The 16,841-nt window shown below is 70.9% G+C and carries 14 protein-coding genes; 6 read left to right on the top strand and 8 right to left on the bottom strand.

The genetic code is table 11. The annotated features are described in order from the left end of the window. Positions 1-215: 215 nt before the first annotated feature. The gene (locus ACIP6U_RS03565) at positions 216-1,844 is read left to right on the top strand and encodes a thiamine pyrophosphate-binding protein (protein WP_401712309.1); all 1,629 of its coding nucleotides are present in this window, start codon (positions 216-218) and stop codon (positions 1,842-1,844) included. 57 nt (positions 1,845-1,901) lie between these two features. Beyond that, positions 1,902-2,642 (top strand): IclR family transcriptional regulator, encoded by a 741-nt coding sequence (locus ACIP6U_RS03560; protein ID WP_401712306.1) that lies wholly within the window; start codon positions 1,902-1,904, stop codon positions 2,640-2,642. Positions 2,643-2,707: 65 nt separating this feature from the next. Here ACIP6U_RS03560 and ACIP6U_RS03555 read toward each other — a convergent pair whose 3' ends face one another. The 3 genes from ACIP6U_RS03555 to ACIP6U_RS03545 are packed head-to-tail and all read right to left on the bottom strand — an operon-like array spanning position 2,708 to position 6,345. Further along, a complete protein-coding gene (locus ACIP6U_RS03555) occupies positions 2,708-4,207 on the bottom strand; it encodes a sugar ABC transporter ATP-binding protein (RefSeq protein ID WP_401712303.1) in 1,500 nt (499 codons plus the stop codon). Between the two features lies 1 nt (position 4,208). Next, positions 4,209-5,273 carry a sugar ABC transporter substrate-binding protein gene (locus ACIP6U_RS03550; RefSeq protein ID WP_401712300.1) on the bottom strand — a complete coding sequence of 355 codons (1,065 nt, stop codon included), beginning with the start codon at positions 5,271-5,273 and terminating at the stop codon, positions 4,209-4,211. A gap of 34 nt (positions 5,274-5,307) precedes the next feature. Continuing rightward, entirely contained in the window at positions 5,308-6,345 is a 1,038-nt protein-coding gene (locus tag ACIP6U_RS03545; protein WP_401712297.1) for an ABC transporter permease, read from the bottom strand. A 152-nt stretch (positions 6,346-6,497) separates the two neighbouring features. Between ACIP6U_RS03545 and ACIP6U_RS03540 the strand changes: the two genes are divergently transcribed. Beyond that, positions 6,498-7,223: an SDR family NAD(P)-dependent oxidoreductase gene (locus ACIP6U_RS03540; RefSeq protein ID WP_401712294.1), complete on the top strand. Its 726-nt coding sequence runs from the start codon at positions 6,498-6,500 to the stop codon at positions 7,221-7,223. Here the strand turns inward: ACIP6U_RS03540 and ACIP6U_RS03535 are convergent. Next, entirely contained in the window at positions 7,200-7,913 is a 714-nt protein-coding gene (locus ACIP6U_RS03535; protein ID WP_401712291.1) for a MerR family transcriptional regulator, read from the bottom strand. The genes ACIP6U_RS03540 and ACIP6U_RS03535 overlap by 24 nt on opposite strands. An 82-nt stretch (positions 7,914-7,995) precedes the next feature. Between ACIP6U_RS03535 and ACIP6U_RS03530 the strand changes: the two genes are divergently transcribed. Further along, positions 7,996-8,475, top strand: coding sequence for a macro domain-containing protein (locus tag ACIP6U_RS03530; protein WP_401712288.1), 480 nt, complete (start codon positions 7,996-7,998; stop codon positions 8,473-8,475). Positions 8,476-8,573: 98 nt separating this feature from the next. On the opposite strand, the gene ACIP6U_RS03525 is transcribed toward ACIP6U_RS03530, so the two are convergent. After that, complete coding sequence (locus ACIP6U_RS03525; protein ID WP_401712285.1) at positions 8,574-10,070, bottom strand: M1 family metallopeptidase; 1,497 nt, start codon at positions 10,068-10,070, stop codon at positions 8,574-8,576. 210 nt (positions 10,071-10,280) lie between these two features. Between ACIP6U_RS03525 and ACIP6U_RS03520 the strand changes: the two genes are divergently transcribed. Further along, positions 10,281-12,230 carry a Xaa-Pro dipeptidyl-peptidase gene (locus tag ACIP6U_RS03520; RefSeq protein WP_401712282.1) on the top strand — a complete coding sequence of 650 codons (1,950 nt, stop codon included), beginning with the start codon at positions 10,281-10,283 and terminating at the stop codon, positions 12,228-12,230. Between the two features lie 124 nt (positions 12,231-12,354). Next, positions 12,355-13,455, top strand: coding sequence for an ArsR family transcriptional regulator (locus ACIP6U_RS03515; RefSeq protein WP_401712279.1), 1,101 nt, complete (start codon positions 12,355-12,357; stop codon positions 13,453-13,455). Here the strand turns inward: ACIP6U_RS03515 and ACIP6U_RS03510 are convergent. From ACIP6U_RS03510 to ACIP6U_RS03500, 3 genes are read right to left on the bottom strand one after another with little or no spacing between them, the layout of a single operon-like run. Continuing rightward, on the bottom strand, positions 13,410-14,033 hold the full coding sequence (locus ACIP6U_RS03510) for a hypothetical protein (protein ID WP_401712276.1): 624 nt from the start codon (positions 14,031-14,033) through the stop codon (positions 13,410-13,412). The genes ACIP6U_RS03515 and ACIP6U_RS03510 overlap by 46 nt on opposite strands. A gap of 12 nt (positions 14,034-14,045) precedes the next feature. Next, positions 14,046-16,289 (bottom strand): glycoside hydrolase domain-containing protein, encoded by a 2,244-nt coding sequence (locus ACIP6U_RS03505; protein WP_401712273.1) that lies wholly within the window; start codon positions 16,287-16,289, stop codon positions 14,046-14,048. A gap of 28 nt (positions 16,290-16,317) precedes the next feature. After that, a complete protein-coding gene (locus tag ACIP6U_RS03500; protein ID WP_401712270.1) occupies positions 16,318-16,800 on the bottom strand; it encodes an RICIN domain-containing protein in 483 nt (160 codons plus the stop codon). Positions 16,801-16,841: the final 41 nt, after the last annotated feature.

The following is a 16,841-nucleotide window of genomic DNA, read 5'->3' as shown; positions in this document are numbered from 1 at the left end:
TTTTTAGCCCGTCCGGCGTTTGAGGACGAGGCCGTTCAGGCCGAAGCGGGGGTCTGGGGGCGGCAGCCCCCAGAAGGACGGGACGGGTAGGGGCGGCGGGGGCGAGAAAAGCCGTACCGCTGAGCGACACACCACGCTTGCCCCCACCCCCCAACTCCCCGACGCTGACCGCTGAGAACCCCCACCCGTTCCCGTCCCCACGAGGAGCGCCAGCCATGGGCCACCGCCCCGCCCTCGCCGCCCTGGACATCCTCCGCGGCGAGGGCGTGGACCGAATCTTCGGCAACCCAGGCACCACCGAACTCCCTTTCCTGGCCGCCCTGTCGAACACCCCCGGCGCCCCCGAATACGTCCTCGGCACACACGAGGGCGCCGTCATCTCCATGGCGGACGGCTACGCGAGAGGCACCGCCCGCCCCGCCTTCGCCAGCCTCCACATAGCCGCCGGCCTGGCGAACGGCATCATCGGCCTCCTCAACGCCCGCCGCTCCCGCACCCCCCTCGTGGTCACCGCCGGCCAACAACACCGCCGCCACCTCCAACAGGACCCCATGCTCACCGGCGACTTGGTAGCGCTGGCCACCCCCGCGGTGAAGGCCGCCCACGACGTCCAGCACGTCCACGACCTGCCCCTCGCCCTGCGCCGCGCCTTCGCCCTGGCCGTCCGCCCACCCGCGGGCCCGGTGTTCCTCTCCATCCCCATGGACCTGTTCGACGAGGCCACGGAGGTCGAGATCCCGGCCCGCACCCCCGCGCCCCCACTGGGCCCGGCCGCAGGCCTGGAGCGCGCCGCGGCCCTGCTCGGCGCCGCCGCCCGCCCCGCGATCGTCGCGGGAGACGGCGTCGGCCGCGAGGACGCCCTGGACGCACTGGTCCGTACGGCGGAGGCGTGCGGCGCGGTCGTCCACCACCAGCCCATGGCCGACTGCCTCAACTTCCCGACCACACACCCCCTGTACGCCGGCATGCTGCCGCCCCGCCACGACGCCATCCGCACCGCCCTCACCCCGTACGACACCGTCCTGATCGCGGGCGCGCACGCCTTCACGCCCCACCACTACAGCCCCGGACCGGCGTTGCCCCCCGGCCTCGCCGTCGTCCAACTCGACTCCGACCCGCACGAGATCGGCCGCAACTTCCCCGCCACGGCAGGACTGGTCGGCTCCCTGGCCCCCTCCCTGCACCGCCTCGCCGAACTGCTCCGCGACCACGTACCCGCGCACACCGCCAAGGGCCGCATCCTCCGCGCCGGCGAACGCCACACCGCCGACCGCGACCGCACCGAGTCCGAGGCCGGCGCCGCCTACTCCCCGGCTCCGCTGGCACCCTGGGCCGCCGCGCACGCCGTGGCCCGCGGACTGCCGGCGGACGCCGTGGTCGTCGAAGAGGCCATCACCGTAGGGCTGTTGCTCCGCCGCCTGATCCGCCTGGACCGCCCCGGTAGCTACACCCACACCGTCGGCGGCGGCCTCGGCTGGGGCATCGGCGCCGCCGTCGGCCGCGCACTTGCCGAGCCCGCCCGGCCGGTGGTCGCCGTACTGGGCGACGGCTGCGCCCTGTTCGGCCTCCAGGGCCTGTGGAGCGCGGCCCGCCAGCGCACCCCCGTCCTCTTCGCGGTGATGAACAACGGCGCCTACCGCACCCTCCAGGACACCTACGCGTCGATGGGCGGTCAGGGCGTCTGCCCCGGTACCGAACTGGGCTCCCTCGACTTCACCCAGGCCGCCCGCTTCTTCGGCGTCGACGCCGTACGCGCCGCGTCCGCGGACCACCTGCGCGAACTGGTCGCCGGGGCGGCCGACCTGACGCGCCCGCTGCTGGTGGACGTACCCCTGCGGTCGTGACATTCACCGTGCCGCACGCCTTGTCACCCGCCCGCGCGAGCCACCACCATCGGGACCATGACGGACGGTCAGCTGCCCAAGTCGGTGCTCGCCCGCGGGGTCATGCTGCTGCGCGTCTGCGGCGACTCCGGGACCGCCCTCAGCCTCGCCGAACTGGCCCTGGGCACCGGGCTGCCCAAGCCCACCGCCTACCGTCTGATCGGTGAGCTGGTGCGGCTCGGACTGGTGGAGCGCACGGACGAGGGCCGTTACCGGATCGGGCTCGGACTGTTCGTGCTGGGCCAATCGGCGCCGAGCGTGCGGGAGTTGCGGGACGCGGCGCTGCCCTACCTCGGCGACCTGCACGAGATGACCCACGAGAACGTGCACCTGGCCGTCCCCGACGGCCTCGACACCCTCTTCCTGGAGAAGCTCACCGGCCGCCGCGCCACGCCGATCGTCTCCCGCACCGGCGGCCGGCTGCCCGCCCACTGCACCGCCACCGGCAAGGTGTTCCTCGCCCAGGACCCCCGCCCACCGCACCGCACGCTGCCCCGGCTCACCCCGCGCACCCTGGTCCTGCCCGGCCAGCTCGCCCGTGACCTCGCCCTGACCCGGGCCCGCGGCTACGGCGTCAACCTGGAGGAGGCCGAGGTCGGCATCTCGGCCGTCGCCGCGCCGATCTACGCCCACGGCCTCGGCCCGCGTCCGATCGCCGCGATCTCCGTCACCGGCGGCACCCGCCGCCTCGACGTGGCCCGCGTCGGCGCCCGGGTCTGCGCGGCGGCACGGGCGCTGACACGGTCGCTGTCGGCCTGACGGAAGCACGCCGTCGTACGGGGATGACGCGCCGCCTCGCCCACCCAGAACGGCGAGGCGGCCCGTCACCCCAGCCCCGCCACCCCCTTCGGCCCCGCCACCCCCTTCTGCATCGCCACCGCCAACTCCCGCTCCGTGAGCCGCTCCCCGCGCACCTCCCCGACCACCCGCCCCCGCACGAAGACCAGCACCCGGTCGCACACCTCCGTCAGCTCCGCGAGGTCGGTCGACGCCAGCAGCACGGCCGCGCCGCCTGCCGCCAACTCGCCGACGACGCGGTGTATTTCGGCCCGTACGCCGACGTCGACGCCCCGGGTCGGGTCGTCCAGGACGACGACCTTGGGCTCGGTCGCCAGCCACTTGGCCAGGACGACCTTCTGCTGGTTGCCGCCGGACAGCCGGGACACGAGGTCGTGCGGGTCGCCACGCAGTCGCAGACGCTCCGTCAGATCAGCGGTCCTGCGCACGAGTTCGGCGCGGGAGGGCAGTACGCCGCCGCGGCCCAGCGCCAACCAGCTCACGGTCGTCGTGTTCTCCCACACCTCCCGGTCCACCATCAGCCCGTACCGCTTGCGGTCGCTCGGCACGAACGCGACACCCGCCCGCACCGCGTCCCGCAGCGAGCGCGGCAACCCGTGCCCGGCGATGTCGACCCGCCCGGCCGAGACCGCCGTACGCCCGCACACCACCGCCAACGCGTCGAGATGGCCCGCCCCTTGGAGCCCGGCCACCCCCACCACCTCGCCCGCCCGGACCGTGAACGTCACGTCCGACAGCCGCCCGGGCACGTCCACCTCGGACAGCACCACCGACGGCGGCAGATCCACCGCCGCCCGCGCCCGGCGGGCCGGCCCGGGCGGGTGGCCGCCCAGCATCGCCGTGACCAGCTCGGGCACGTCGACCTCGGCCCGGCGCGCCCCGGGCAGGGCCACCCGGCCGTCCCGCAGGACCGTCACCCGCCGCGCGAAGCGCATCACCTCGTCCAGGAAGTGGGTGACGTACAGGACGGCGATGCCCCGCCCGGTGAGGGTGCGCAGGACCCGCTCCAGCCGGTCGACGGCGGTGGCCGGGAGCGCGGAGGTGGGCTCGTCGAGGATCAGCAGCCCCGGCCGGCGCAGCAGGGCCCGCGCGATCTCCGTCAACTGTTGATCCGCGAGGGGGAGTTCGCCAAGTGGCATGCCCGTGTCGACGTCCAGTCCCAGCTCCGCCAGGACCGGACGGGCCGCGCGGTCCATGGCACCCCGGTCGAGGAGACCGAGGCGGCGCGGAGGGTCGTACGGGAAGAGGTTCTCCCGCACGGTGAGGTCCGGGAACAGACTCAACTCCTGGGAGACCACGGCGATCCGGGTGTCCGGCGCCATCCGTACCTCGCCCGCGTCCGCCGTCAGCGTCCCGGACAGGATCCGCACCAGCGTCGACTTGCCGGCGCCGTTCTCGCCGACCAGCGCGTGCACCTCTCCGCCCCGCAGCCGGATGCCGACCCCGTCCAACGCCCGTACCCCGCCATAGGACTTGACCAGGTCACGCGCGACCAGGGCGTCCTCGTGCGTCACTTCGGCCGACATCTCAGCGCGCGTCCTCAAGGGGCTTGAGGTTGGCCTTCTGGTCGCCGAGGAGCTTGTCGATCGTCGGCTTGTACCAGTCGTAGGCGGCCTTGGCGGACTTCTGCCGGGTGATGATCTCGTCGATGTTCGAGGAGTCCACCACTCCGCCGGGGGACAGGAACCAACCGTCCGCCAGTTTGCCGTCGTTGTCGCGGACCGCCTCGATCAGCATCGCTGTCGACAGATAGCCCTTGAGGAAGTGCTGCGGGTCGATGGTCACGAAGTTGGAGCCGTCCTTCACCGCGTCGAGCGTCTTCGGGTCGACGTCGAAGCCGGCCGTCAGCCACTTGCCGTTCTCCGCCTTCTTGATCTTGGCGAGGTTGTAGCTGTCCGCGTCCCCGACACCGAGGAAGGCCAGCGCGTCCGGATGCGCGTTGACCTGCGCCGACCAGGAGCTGTAGTTCTGCCCGGGATCGCTGTACGTCTGGAAGGGGCCGAGCACCTTCACGCCCGGCGCCTCCTTCGCGAAGGTCTCGGAGATGCCCATGGCCCGGTTGTCCAGGACCGGGGTGCCAGGGTTGGGCACGCCGATGACGATCTCGCCCTTGGGGTCGGCGCCGAGCCGCTTCAAGGCCTCCTTGGCCATCGACTCGCCCAGCGCGTAGTTGTCGTTGCCGACGTAGAAGGTGACCTTGCTGCCGTCGGTGGGGGAGGTGTCCAGGGCGACGATCGGGATGCCCTTGTCGACGGCCTGCGCGGCGGGGCGGGTGAAGATCGGCGGGGCGAGGTTCTCCAGGACGATGCCGTCCTTGGCGCGCGCGGTGAGGTTCTGGAAGAGCTGCACCTCGGCCGGGCCGTCTGTGTTGGGCGGCCCGACGGCCTTGAAGTCGACCTTGCCCGCGTGACTGGCCGCGCTCTCCGCGCCCAGCACCATCTCGTGGGCGAAGTTGAGCGAGATGTTGGCGACCGCGATGCCCATCTTCAGCTCGCCGCCCCCGGATCCGGGGCTGTTGTCCCCGCACCCGGCGGCACCGAGCAGCACCAGCGCGCCGAGCGCGGCGGCGGTCGTACGGAATCGGCGGTGCATCACGGCCTCCAAAAGCCTTGCCCGGCCCGGGTGTTCATCTGCGCCGCCGTCCCGTGCGGCGCAGTGCGCTGTCGGCCGCGACGGCGACGAGGATGACCCCGCCGGTCGCGAACGACGTCCAGTTGATGGGTACTTCGAAGAACACGAGCCCGGAGGCGACCACCGACAGGATCATCGCCCCGGCCACCGCGCCGACCACCGAACCGCGCCCGCCGGCCAGCGGGGTGCCGCCGATGATGCACGCGGCGATCGCCTGCAACTCGTAGCCCTGGCCGAGCGTCGGGTCGCCCGCGCCGTAGAAGGCGAGGGCGAGCGAGGCGGCGCACGCCGTGGTGAGGCCGGACAGCGCCAGGGCCAGTACGCGGGTGCGGACCACCGGGATGCCGCTGAACGCGGCGGCGTCGGGATTGGACCCGATCGCCCGCACCCGGGCCCCGAACCGGCTGCGGGAGAGCACCACGGTGAGGACGACCACCACCGTGAGCAGCACCCACAGGGCGAAGGGCACTCCGCCCGGATCGCCGCCGGCGAAGGTGAAGAAGGAGTCGTCCAGCGGCAGATCGGTGATCTGCTTGCCGTCGGCGAGCGCGAGTCCGACGCCCCGGAAGAGCAGCAGCGTCCCCAGCGTCACGATGAACGACGGAAGCGCGAGCAGCGTCGTCACCAGCGCGTTGAACACGCCGAGTCCGATCCCGCACACCAGCATCACCGGCACCGCGAGCCACGGCGCGAGCCCGTCCCGTACCAACAACGCCCCGACGACCAGGCACATCGCGTAGGTGCCGCCCACCGACAGATCGACCTCGCGCATGGCGAGCGCGAAGACCATGCCGCACGCCATCAGCGAGATGTAGACCGAATTGTGGGCGGTGGTCAGCAGGTTGTCGGTGTCGAGGAAGTCCGGGTACGGGATCCCGATCGCGGCGATCAGCAGCCCCAGCACGAGCAGGACACCGAACTCGTCCCGCACCAGCCGCCGCGGCCGCCACCGGCGCACCCGCGACCCGCCCTCTCCGCCGCCCTGTTCGCGGGCGCGCTCGGCGTCGTCCACGGCACGCTCGGTCTCGGTCATCGGACACGGCTCCCGTACGGCAGGCACTGGGGGCGGGCCGGCGGCACGGCCCGACCGCAGCGTCGGCCCGTCGGCCACGGGCGGCAACCGTGCCGTTCCGGCGAGTGAAATGCGCCCTTGCCGAGCGACTGACGGGTCATCACACTCGCCCCATGGAGACGCGGACCGCACTGGTGACCGGAGCGGCACAAGGCCTCGGGCAGGAGTTCGCCGTCGCGCTCGCCGGGCGCGGATACCGGGTCGCGGGCCTCGACCTGGTCCCGCAGCAGGAGACCGCGGGGAAGGTCCTCGACTACGTGGAGCTGGTGGCCGACGCGAGCGACGAGGAGCAGGTACGGGCGGGCCTGGAGCGGGTGATCGACCAGTTCGGCACCTTGCACGTCGTCGTGAACAACGCGGGCCTGTATCCGGCCAAACCCTTCGAGGAGACGACCCTGGAGGACTGGCGCCGGGTCATGCGCGTCAACCTGGAGGCGCCGTTCCTGGTCACCAGCGCCGCACTGCCGTATCTGAAGGCGGCCGGCTGGGGTCGGATCATCAACATCACCTCGGCCGCCGTGTTCACCGCGCCGCCCGCGATGGTCCCCTACGTCGCCTCGAAGGCGGGCCTGATCGGCTTCACGCGCGCGTTGGCGGCGGCGCTCGGACCGTACGGCATCACCGTCAACGCGATCGCGCCGAGCATGGTGCGCACCGCGACGGCCGAGCGGACGGTCGGCGCGGACGGCGGCTTCGAGGCGGTACGCGCAGGCCAGGTCGTCGCTCGCACCCAGGAGCCGTCCGACCTGGTCTCGACGCTGCTGTACGTGGTGGACGAGGGGAGCGGCTTCCTGACCGGGCAGACACTCAACGTCTCAGGAGGATCGGCGTTCCTGTGACCGGTCTACCCAGGCGTGCAGCTCTTCCTTCAGCGACCGCTGGAAGGTGGTGAGCAGGGCTTGCAGCACCAGCGGCTCCATGTGGGCGGACAGTGACCTGACGGCCCGCGCGTCCCGCTCCCGGACCTCGCCGCGGAACAGCTCCGACAGCTCGTGCGCCGCCGCGCGCGAGTGAGCGATCAGGACCTGGCGGGCCGCGAGGATCGCCTCCTCGGAGAGCGGTACGTCGAGCAGCCGCACCCCGAGCCGAAGCAGCCCGACGTCGACGACGTATCCGCCCTCGTCCGCGCGCACCACCCCCATTGCACCGAGCCGCTCGACATCATGGTCGCTCAACGCCCGCCCGGCCCGCTCCCGCAGCTCCGCCCGGCTCAGCGTCTCCAGCGTCTCCGGCGCCCACGTGGACACGACGGCCCGGTGAATGGCGAGATCCTGGGCGCTGAGATCGGGCGGCAGCTGTTGCAGATACCGCTCGATGGCCGCCAGCGTCATGCCCTGATGCTGCAACTCCTCGATGAGCGCCAGCCGGTCCAGATGCTCCCCGCTGTAGTGCCCCACCCGCCGCGGCCCGATCACCGGCGGCGGCAGCAGCCCTTTGGTGCCGTAGAACCGAACCGTACGAACCGTGACACCGGCCCGCGCGGCCAGTTCGTCGATCGTGAGCGTCGGCTCCTCGGTGTCGGTCGTCATGCGTATCAGTATCGCTGTCTCACCAGAACTGTGACACCTCTTGCGCGATCCCGTTGTCAGTGGCGAACCGTACGGTGGCCTCATGTCGGAGATCATCTACACACGGGGTGACGCCACCGTTCCGTCGGTGAAAGGCGTCAAGGTGATCGCCCATGTCTGCAACGACATCGGGGGATGGGGAAAGGGCTTCGTCCTGGCCCTCTCCCGCCGCTGGCCCGAGCCGGAGGCCGCGTACCGGACCTGGCACCGCGACCGCGCGAAGAACGACTTCGGTCTGGGCGCGGCGCAGTTCGTACAGGTGGAGCGGTATCTGTGGGTGGCCAACATGGTCGGGCAGCGGGGCACACGGACCGGCAGCAAGGGCGTCCCGGTCCGGTACGAGGCCATCGACACGGCTCTCGGCAAGCTCGCGGACAAGGCCCTGGAGCTGGACGCCTCCGTCCACATGCCCCGCATAGGCTGCGGCCTGGCCGGCGGCAAGTGGTCACGCGTCGAGCCACTGATCACGGAGCGCCTGGTCACGCGCGGGATCCGGGTCACGGTCTACGACCACGGGGACTGATCAGGAGCCGGCGACGATCACGCCCTGAAGGGCGCGGGGAACTGCGCGACCAGCCACAACGGACGCGCAGCCCCCACACCACCGAACCAGGCAGCCGCTCAGTGGGCGCCTTCGTGCACATCATTCGTCGCCGCGATCTTCTTCCACGACTTCGGCTGAGCAGGAGCCGCCGACCGGGCGATCGACGCCGAGCCCGCCGCCGAGGCGCCCGGCTTGGTGGGCTGGAACAGCCACGTGTCGAAGAGCGCCGACAACGACTGCCCGGACACCCGCTCGGCGAACGCCTGGAAGTCGGCCACGGACGCGTTGCCGTAGGCGTGCTCCTTCGGCCAGCCCTTCAGGATCGCGAAGAACGCGTCGTCGCCGACGGCGTTGCGCAGCGTCTGCACGGCCAGCGCGCCGCGGTCGTAGACGGCGAGGGCGAACTGGTTGTCCGGACCGGGGTCACCCGGCTTGACGGTCCAGAACGCGTCGTCGGCCGGGTGCGAGGCGTACACGTAGTCGGCGAGTTCCTGCGCCGTGCCCTCGCCCTCGTGCTCGGACCACAGCCACTGCGCGTACCGCGCGAAGCCCTCGTTGATCCAGATGTCCTTCCAGCCCTTCAGGGACACGCTGTCGCCGTACCACTGGTGCGCCAGCTCGTGCACCACGACCGACGTGTTCGAGCCGTTCGCGAACTGCCGGGGGCTGTAGTAGACGCGGGTCTGGGTCTCCAGCGCGTACCCCGTGGTCGTGTTGGGCACGTAACCGCCCGCACTGCTGAAGGGATACGGCCCGAAGTAGCCGCTCAGCCAGTCGACGAGTTCACCCGTCCGCTCCACGCTCGCCCGCGCCGCCCCGTCGTTGTCGCCGAGGTCCTTGCTGTAGGCGTTGACGACCGGCACCCCGCCCTCGGAGGTGCTCGTCGTGATGTCGAACTTCCCGACCGCGAGGGTGGTCAGGTAGGTCGCCTGTGGCTTGTTCTCACGCCAGTTGTAGCGGGTCCAGCCGCGCTGCGAACTCGTCGACTGGAGCAGCCCGTTGGAGATCACCTGCGTACCGTTCGGCACCGCCACCGACACGTCGTAGGTCGCCTTGTCGAGCGGGTGGTCGTTGCTCGGGTACCACCACCAGGCCGACTCGGGCTCGTCCGCCGCGATCGCCCCGTCGGGCGTGCGGTGCCAGGTCGAGAAGCCGTACGCGCTCTTCGTGGACGGCACCCCGCTGTAGCGCACGACCACGGTGATCGCCGTGCCCTTGGCCAGCGGAGTCTTCGGCGTGACCACCAGCTCGTGCTGGCCCGAGGTCGTGAAAGAGGCCGCGGCGCCGTTCACCCGCACCTCGCTGACGTCCAGCAGGAAGTCCAGGTCGAAGCTCGACAGATCCTGCGTGGTCTTCGCCAGGATCGTCGCCGTACCCGCCAACTCGTCGGTGGTGGGCTGGTATTGGAGTCTCAGGTCGTAGTGGGAGACGTCGTATCCGCCGTTGCCGTAGGCCGGGTAGTAGGGGTCGCCGATACCCGGCGCGCCGGGGGAGTGGCTCGCGGCCGACGCCGGGATCGCCAGCATCAGGGACGCGGCGGCGAGTGCGCCCGGCGCGATGATTCTGCGGTGCACGAAAGGCTCCAAGTGTTGGGGGCACGAAGTCTGTTCGGAGCCTATTCAGTCCCTGTGCACCCACCCCTGTCCACGGCCTCCGCTGTCACACGATCGCCATTCGGCCGACATGAGCGAAGTCCGCGCAGGGGCCTTATTCGGCCACAGGGGCACCACAGTTCGCGCATAGCCCCCTTCTGTGCGGGAGTTGGCCGAGGTACCGTCCCGCGCATGCCGACACGCACGCGCTTCACGACCTGGAGACCGCTCGCGACGGCGGCCATCGCCGCCCTCATGGCCGCGTTCCTCACCCCGCTGACGGCCCACGCGGCCCCCCGGGAGAGCCAACCCGTCTACTCCTACGACAACGCTGTCCGCGAGGCCGTCTGGGTGGACACCGGCCTCGACGGTGACGGCGACGGACGGCACGACCGCGTGGCCGTGGACATCGTCCGGCCCCGCGAACCCGCCCAACAGGGCCGCAAGATACCGGTCATCATGGACGCCAGCCCGTACTACTCCTGCTGCGGCCGCGGCAACGAGAGCCAGCTGAAGACGTACGACGCGAACGGCGACGTGGTCCAGATGCCGCTCTTCTACGACAACTACTTCGTACCCCGCGGCTACGCGTTCGTCGGCGTCGACCTCGCCGGCACCAACCGCTCCGACGGCTGCGTCGATGTCGGCGGCCGCTCCGACATCCAGTCCGCCAAGGCCGTCGTCGACTGGCTGAACGGCCGCGCCAAGGCGTACACCACCCGCACCGGAACCGCACGCGCCAAGGCGAGTTGGACCAACGGCAGGACCGGCATGATCGGCAAGAGCTGGGACGGCACCATCGCCAACGGCGTCGCCGCGACCGGGGTCAAGGGCCTGAAGACGATCGTCCCGATCAGCGCCATCTCCTCCTGGTACGACTACTACTTCGCCCAGGGCGCCCCCCTCTACGACTCGGGCCCCGACTGGCTCTCCGACTACGTCGACAGCCCCGACGCCCGCGCCAAGTGCGCCGCCGTCCAGCAGAAGATCGTCGACGGGGCCCCGCGCACCGGCGACTGGACGAAGTTCTGGACCGAGCGCGACTACGTGAAGGACGCGAGCAAGGTCAAGGCCAGCGTCTTCCTGACCCACGGCCTCCAGGACCTCAACGTCCGCACCAAGCACTTCGGTCAGTGGTGGGACGCCCTCGCCAAGAACGGTGTCGAGCGCAAGATCTGGCTCTCCCAGACCGGCCACGTCGACCCCTTCGACTTCCGCCGCGGCGCCTGGGTCGACACCCTGCACCGCTGGTTCGACCACGAACTCCTCGGCTACGACAACGGAATCGACCGCGAGCCGATGGCCGACGTCGAGCGCCACCCCGACCAGTGGGTCACCTCCTCGGTCTGGCCCCCGCGATCCACGGCCACCACGACCCTGCGCCCCGACCAGGGCACCCAGGCGGGCGTCGGCGCCCTCGGCCTCACCAAGGGCGACGGCACCGAAACGTTCACCGACGACCCGCAGTTGAGCGAGACCGACTGGGCCGCGCAGATCGACACGTCGACCCCGGCGAAGGCGGGCTTCGTGACCAAGCCCCTCAGCCGCGACCTGCGGCTGTCCGGCTCCTCCAAGGTCACGATCACCGCGACCCCGACCACCCCGACGGCCCACCTCTCCGCCGTCCTGGTCGACCTCGGTCCCGACACGATCCGCGACTACGCCGCCGGCGGCGAGGGCATCAGCACACTCACCGACCGCAGTTGCTGGGGCGCGAGCACCACGGGTGACAGCGCCTGCTTCAAGAACACCGCGGCGAAGAAGACCGCCGTCGACTACACGGTGGTCAGCCGTGGTTGGGCCGACCTCGGCACCTACGCCTCCGACCGCAAGGGAGTTGCGCTCACCCCGGGCAGGGCCTACACCATCACCCTCGACCTCGCGGCCACCGACCATGTCGTCCCGGCCGGACACCGCCTCGCCCTGATCGTCGCGGGCACCGACAAGGACCTCATCGACCCGCCGGCCGACAAGCCGACGCTCACCATCGACCTGTCCCGCACGTCCGCACGCGTACCGCTGGTCGGCGGTGCGTCCGCGTTCAGGCAGGCCACTTCGGGCACGTCCGGCGCGGTGGCGGAGGCGACGGACCTCGACGGGGTCCGTGCACCGCGCACCCAGCGTGTCCCGGACGGAAGTTGACGGACCGTCGGCCCACGGCGCGCATGCCGTGGGCCGACTGATTCAGGGACCGTTCCCGCCGCTGACCACGGCGTGGAACGGCTCCTGACCACAGCGCACGACGCACCACCACGGGGGAACCACCATGCTGAACTTCCATTTCACGGACGCCGACCTGGCCCGAATACGGGTCGTGAGGGGCCCGCATCCCATGTGGGAGCTGCTGCTCAGCCTCCACCTGCTCGCCGGCTGCGACGGGGCCGTCGTGTTCGGTCCCTGGCGGCGGCACGTCCGCACCCGACTGCCCGCCGGCGTCCGCATGCTGCTCGATCTGGCCCCGCCCCGCGGCTACTCGGCCGACTTCCTCACCCCCGCGCTCGACCGGAACGAGCTGGACACGGGGATCGACGCCGTCCTGTCCACCCCGCGCAAGCTGCTGCGCCGGGACGTGGCCGGGCTGGCCGCCGCGCGCCGCGTCGGGACGTGGACCCGGCCGCTCGCCGAGGGCGACACCGGCACACTGGGCCGTCTGGGCGCCGTTCTGCGCGGCTACTTCGACCAGGCCCTGCGCCCGCACTGGACGCGGGTGCGCACGACGGTCGAGGCGGACCGCGCGCTGCGTGCGCGGGCCGTTCTGGACGGGGGCACCGAAGCCATGCTGGCCACCGTGCACCCGGGCCTGCGCTGGGAGTCGGGCGTGCTCACCATGGCCAGCACGTACGACCGCGACATCCACCTGGACGGCCGCGGACTGCTCCTGGTGCCGTCGTTCTTCTGCTGGCGTGCCCCGATCACCCTGCGCGACCCGGAGCGTCCTCCGGTGATCGTCTATCCGGTCGGCCACGACCTCGGCTGGGCCCAGGAGGAGGACGGCCCGGTGAACGACGGGCGCGAGGCGCTGCGCACCCTGCTCGGCCGTACGCGTGCCGAACTGCTCAACGCGGCGGCGTCCGGCGGCGGTTCGACCGGTGAGCTGGCCCGTCGGCTCATCGTGTCCCCGGCGACGGTCTCGCAGCACGCGGCGGCCCTGCGCGAGGCGGGCCTGATCGTCACCCAACGCCGGGGACAGGGCGTCCACCACAGCACGACACCGCTCGGACAGGCCCTCCTGGACGGCCGGCGCGGCATTCCGCAACGCTGGCCGGAGAGCGCGGCGCAGCCGGCCGCCGGGTACGCGAACCAGGCGGCCGGCCGGTTCGGTCAGGCGGCCAGCGGGAACACCCCCGCGCCCTCGCCGGGGAGCTGAGTCCAGCCCCCGATCCGGGCGGCCAGCCGCCGCAGCCTGGGATCACCGGGGCGGACGTCGATCTGGAAGTGCGCCACGTGCGGCCGGCGCAGCCGGCCGCCCCAGGCCACCACGCCCTCGCACTCCCGGACGATGTCCCGCACCGCGCGCTCCTGGTGCGGGAACAGCACGCCGTCCGCGCCGAGCGGGTAGGCGTCCGGGCGGACGGCCACGGCGGTTCCGGAGGCGTAGTTGGTGCGGTGCCCGGTCAGCCCCGCGGCGGACCGGTGCCCGGCCAGTTCGTGCCGGGCCACCTCCTCGACCTCGTAGTGGAAGCGGCGTACGACGTGGACGAGCACCGTGGATACGTCCCCGTCCAGCAGTGCGACGGAGGCCGGGGTGCCCTGCACAGACAGGGTGCTGATGCCGGCGGTGGTGACGGGCCATCCGTTCGCACTGGTGGTACCGGCCGCGGCCGAGGCGGGAGCGGCCGTGGGCAGAGAGATGCCGGCCGCCACCGCCCCCGCGAGTCCGGTGAGCAGCAGGGTCCGCCGGGGCAGGCCTCTGCCGCCCGGTCCGTCCGTGTCTCTGATCTGCATGCGGTTCCCCTTTCAGCCGCGTGCGACTGCGTTGTAGGCCTCGAAGATGTTGTAGAGGTCGCGCGCTCGGCGTCCGTACTCCTGTGCGTCCTCGTTGGTGCCGTTGTAGCGTGCGAGCACCGTGACGTTGTCGGCGTCGGAGTAGCGCAGCCGGTCGGTGGTGACGCCCTTGAGGAAGGCGGACCAGATGTGGATCAGCGGGACGATGCTCACGTTGTAGTCGTCGTCGTTGCGCAGCTGGTTCCAGACCGCGCGGCGCGCCCGCCAGTCCTCCGTATCCTGGATCGGGGCCGAGATCACGTCCGCGTCGATGCAGTGGTTGCGGGCCCTGATCGCGGTCCTGCCGAAGATCTGGGCGACGCCCGTGCTGGAGTCGTCAAAGATCGGGGTCGGCGGGGTGGGCGGTGACCCGACGGGGTTCTGCTCCCAGGCGGCCTGCGCGTCCTTCCAGTTGTAATAGGCGTCGACCAGCACATCCACGCCCTCGTCGGTGAAGTCGGCCTGGTACTCCCAGAAGACCACGGCCTGGATGAGCGACTTGCGCATCCGGAAGGAGCGGGCGAGACCTGTGATCAGCGCGTCCATGTCGAGAACCTTGGCGATGCACTCCTCGGCACTGCGGGCTCGGTACCAGTCGTCGTGACCGTTGGCCACGATGTAGTTGACGAGACTCGAGGTCAGCCCACCCCGCATGCTCATGTCGAAGGGCACGTCCAGCGCGGTGTCCGGCCCCCGGGGCGCGAACTGGCTCTGCCCGACGTCGCGGCCGGACGCGACGTCCTTGTCGATCTCGATGAACCCGGTGCCCGAGCCCACCGTGATCGTCGCGATCTGGTCGAAGGCCCAGTCCTTCGGCAGCGGGAAGCCCAGGTTGCCGCTGTACCCGGTCGACATGTCGGACACGAAACTGGCCGCCGTCAGACCGGCCTTGGAGAGCCGGCTGCAGATGTTCCGCGGTGCGTAGACACCGACGCGGTACTCGCTGCCGTAAGCGGTCATACGGTTGACCAGGCCGCGGAAGTGCGGGATGACCCGGCTGGTGATCTCCTCGTCGACGGCGTCGTAGTCGACGGAGAAGTAGATGGTGGTGCCGGACTTGAAACCGTGTCCCCGGGCCGCCTCCAGAGCCGCCAGGGCGTCCGTGGCGCCCTGCTGCGCGTTGAAGTACTCCGGATCGCCGCCGTTGGTCTGGTAGATCGGGAAGACCGAGAGGCCGCCCGCGACGATGTTGGCGAGTTCACCGGGCTGGATCTTCTTGTTCTTCGGGTTGGTGACGTTCGCGTTGGTCAAGTACCGCCCCACCGTGGTGTATCCGGCGGCGCGCAGCGCCTGGGCGCGGGCCGGGGTGATCTCGGTGATGCAGTCGGCCGCGGTGCCGGCCCTGCTCGGGTCGCCGGTGCTGACCAGCAGCGAGGCCCAGGTGCGGAAGTCCGCGGTGCCGGTGGTGGGCAGGAGTTGGGCGAACCGCTGGAAGTCCACGACGGTGCTGAGCAGCGACCCCGAGTAGAAGCCGTCGAACGCGACATCCCAGCCGTTGAACCGCATCGCGGCCTGGAACAGGTGCACGAACTGCTTGGCGCCGTCGGCCGAGCCGAGACCGAGCACCGCCTGCGTCCTGACACCGTCCTGAGTCCCGGGACCGAAACGCCCGTTGGCGACGTCGTCGCTCATCCCGATCTCGTACTGGAGGGCGAAGACCAGCGCCTTCTGCACGTCCCGGGAGAAGTTCCCGTCGGCCGGGCAGATGAAGAACTCCCGGCGCTGGACGTACCGCCCGTTGAGCCACTGCTGGATCGTGCGCACCTGCTCGGTGCCGTTGCCCACCCGGACGTACGGGTCCATCGTGAGCAGCGCCTTGAACACCTTCGGCTGGAGCCCGCTGCCCGGATAGGCTCCGCCCACGCCCATGTTGGACTTGAGCTCGGCGACCGAGTCCGCGGTCCGGCCGTTATAGGTGCCATCTATGTTGCCGCCGTCATAGCCCTTGCAGTACAGGCCCGACTGGATGATCCGGTAGACGTTGTTGCTTCCGGTCCTGTCGTCGATCTGCGGTCCGAACCGGGACTGGAGCGTGCTCAGTGTCGTCGGACCGAAGGTGTCGGACAGCGTGGTGATGCCCAGCTCGTACTGGAGCGCCCGGGTCAGGGCGTACATCACCGTCCAGCTGGTCTTCCCGTTCACCTCCACCTTCGGGATGCCGGACACGTTGTAGGAGTTGATGAACTGCTGCGCGCGTTCCACCATCTCGTCGGCCATGTGCGCCTCTTCTCCGTGTGGTGGGGCGTCAGACCCAGTCCTGGTAGATGCCGCCGTTGCAGCCGGTGGTGCGGAAGCCGCTGTCGTCGCTGTCGTCGATGCAGCGGCCGGTGTACTGGTTGCGGAAGGTCAGGCGCACCTCGTGGTGGTGGGACACGAACCAGCTCACGTACTCGGAGCTGTCGCAGAACTGCGTGCTGAACCCGGCCGGGCCGTCGTAGAGACAGCGTCCCGTGGCCTGGTTCTGGAAGCGGCGTGTGCCGTCGTTGAAGACGTGGACGTCCCAGTTCTGGTAGATGCCGCCGTTGCAGGGGTACGTGCGGAACCCGAAGGACTTGCTGTCGTCCATGCAGCGCAGCGTGCCCAGGCTCTGGAAGGTGTTCACGACCAGCACGGAGGTGCCTCCGTCGGCCGTCTCCTGCATGGCGTCCGCGGTGCCCGTCGCGGCGAACAGGGCCCCCGCGCACAGCACGGCGGCGAACATCGCTCTGATCGACTTCTTCTGCCTCATCCGATTCCCCCGGGGTCTGAGTGGTTCGGTCTCGTCCTGAG

Source organism: Streptomyces sp. NPDC088794, from assembly GCF_044750545.1.
Taxonomy (GTDB): Bacteria; Actinomycetota; Actinomycetes; order Streptomycetales; family Streptomycetaceae; genus Streptomyces.
Note: the sequence above shows the minus strand (reverse complement) of the source record. Positions and strands in the feature narration are given on the sequence as shown.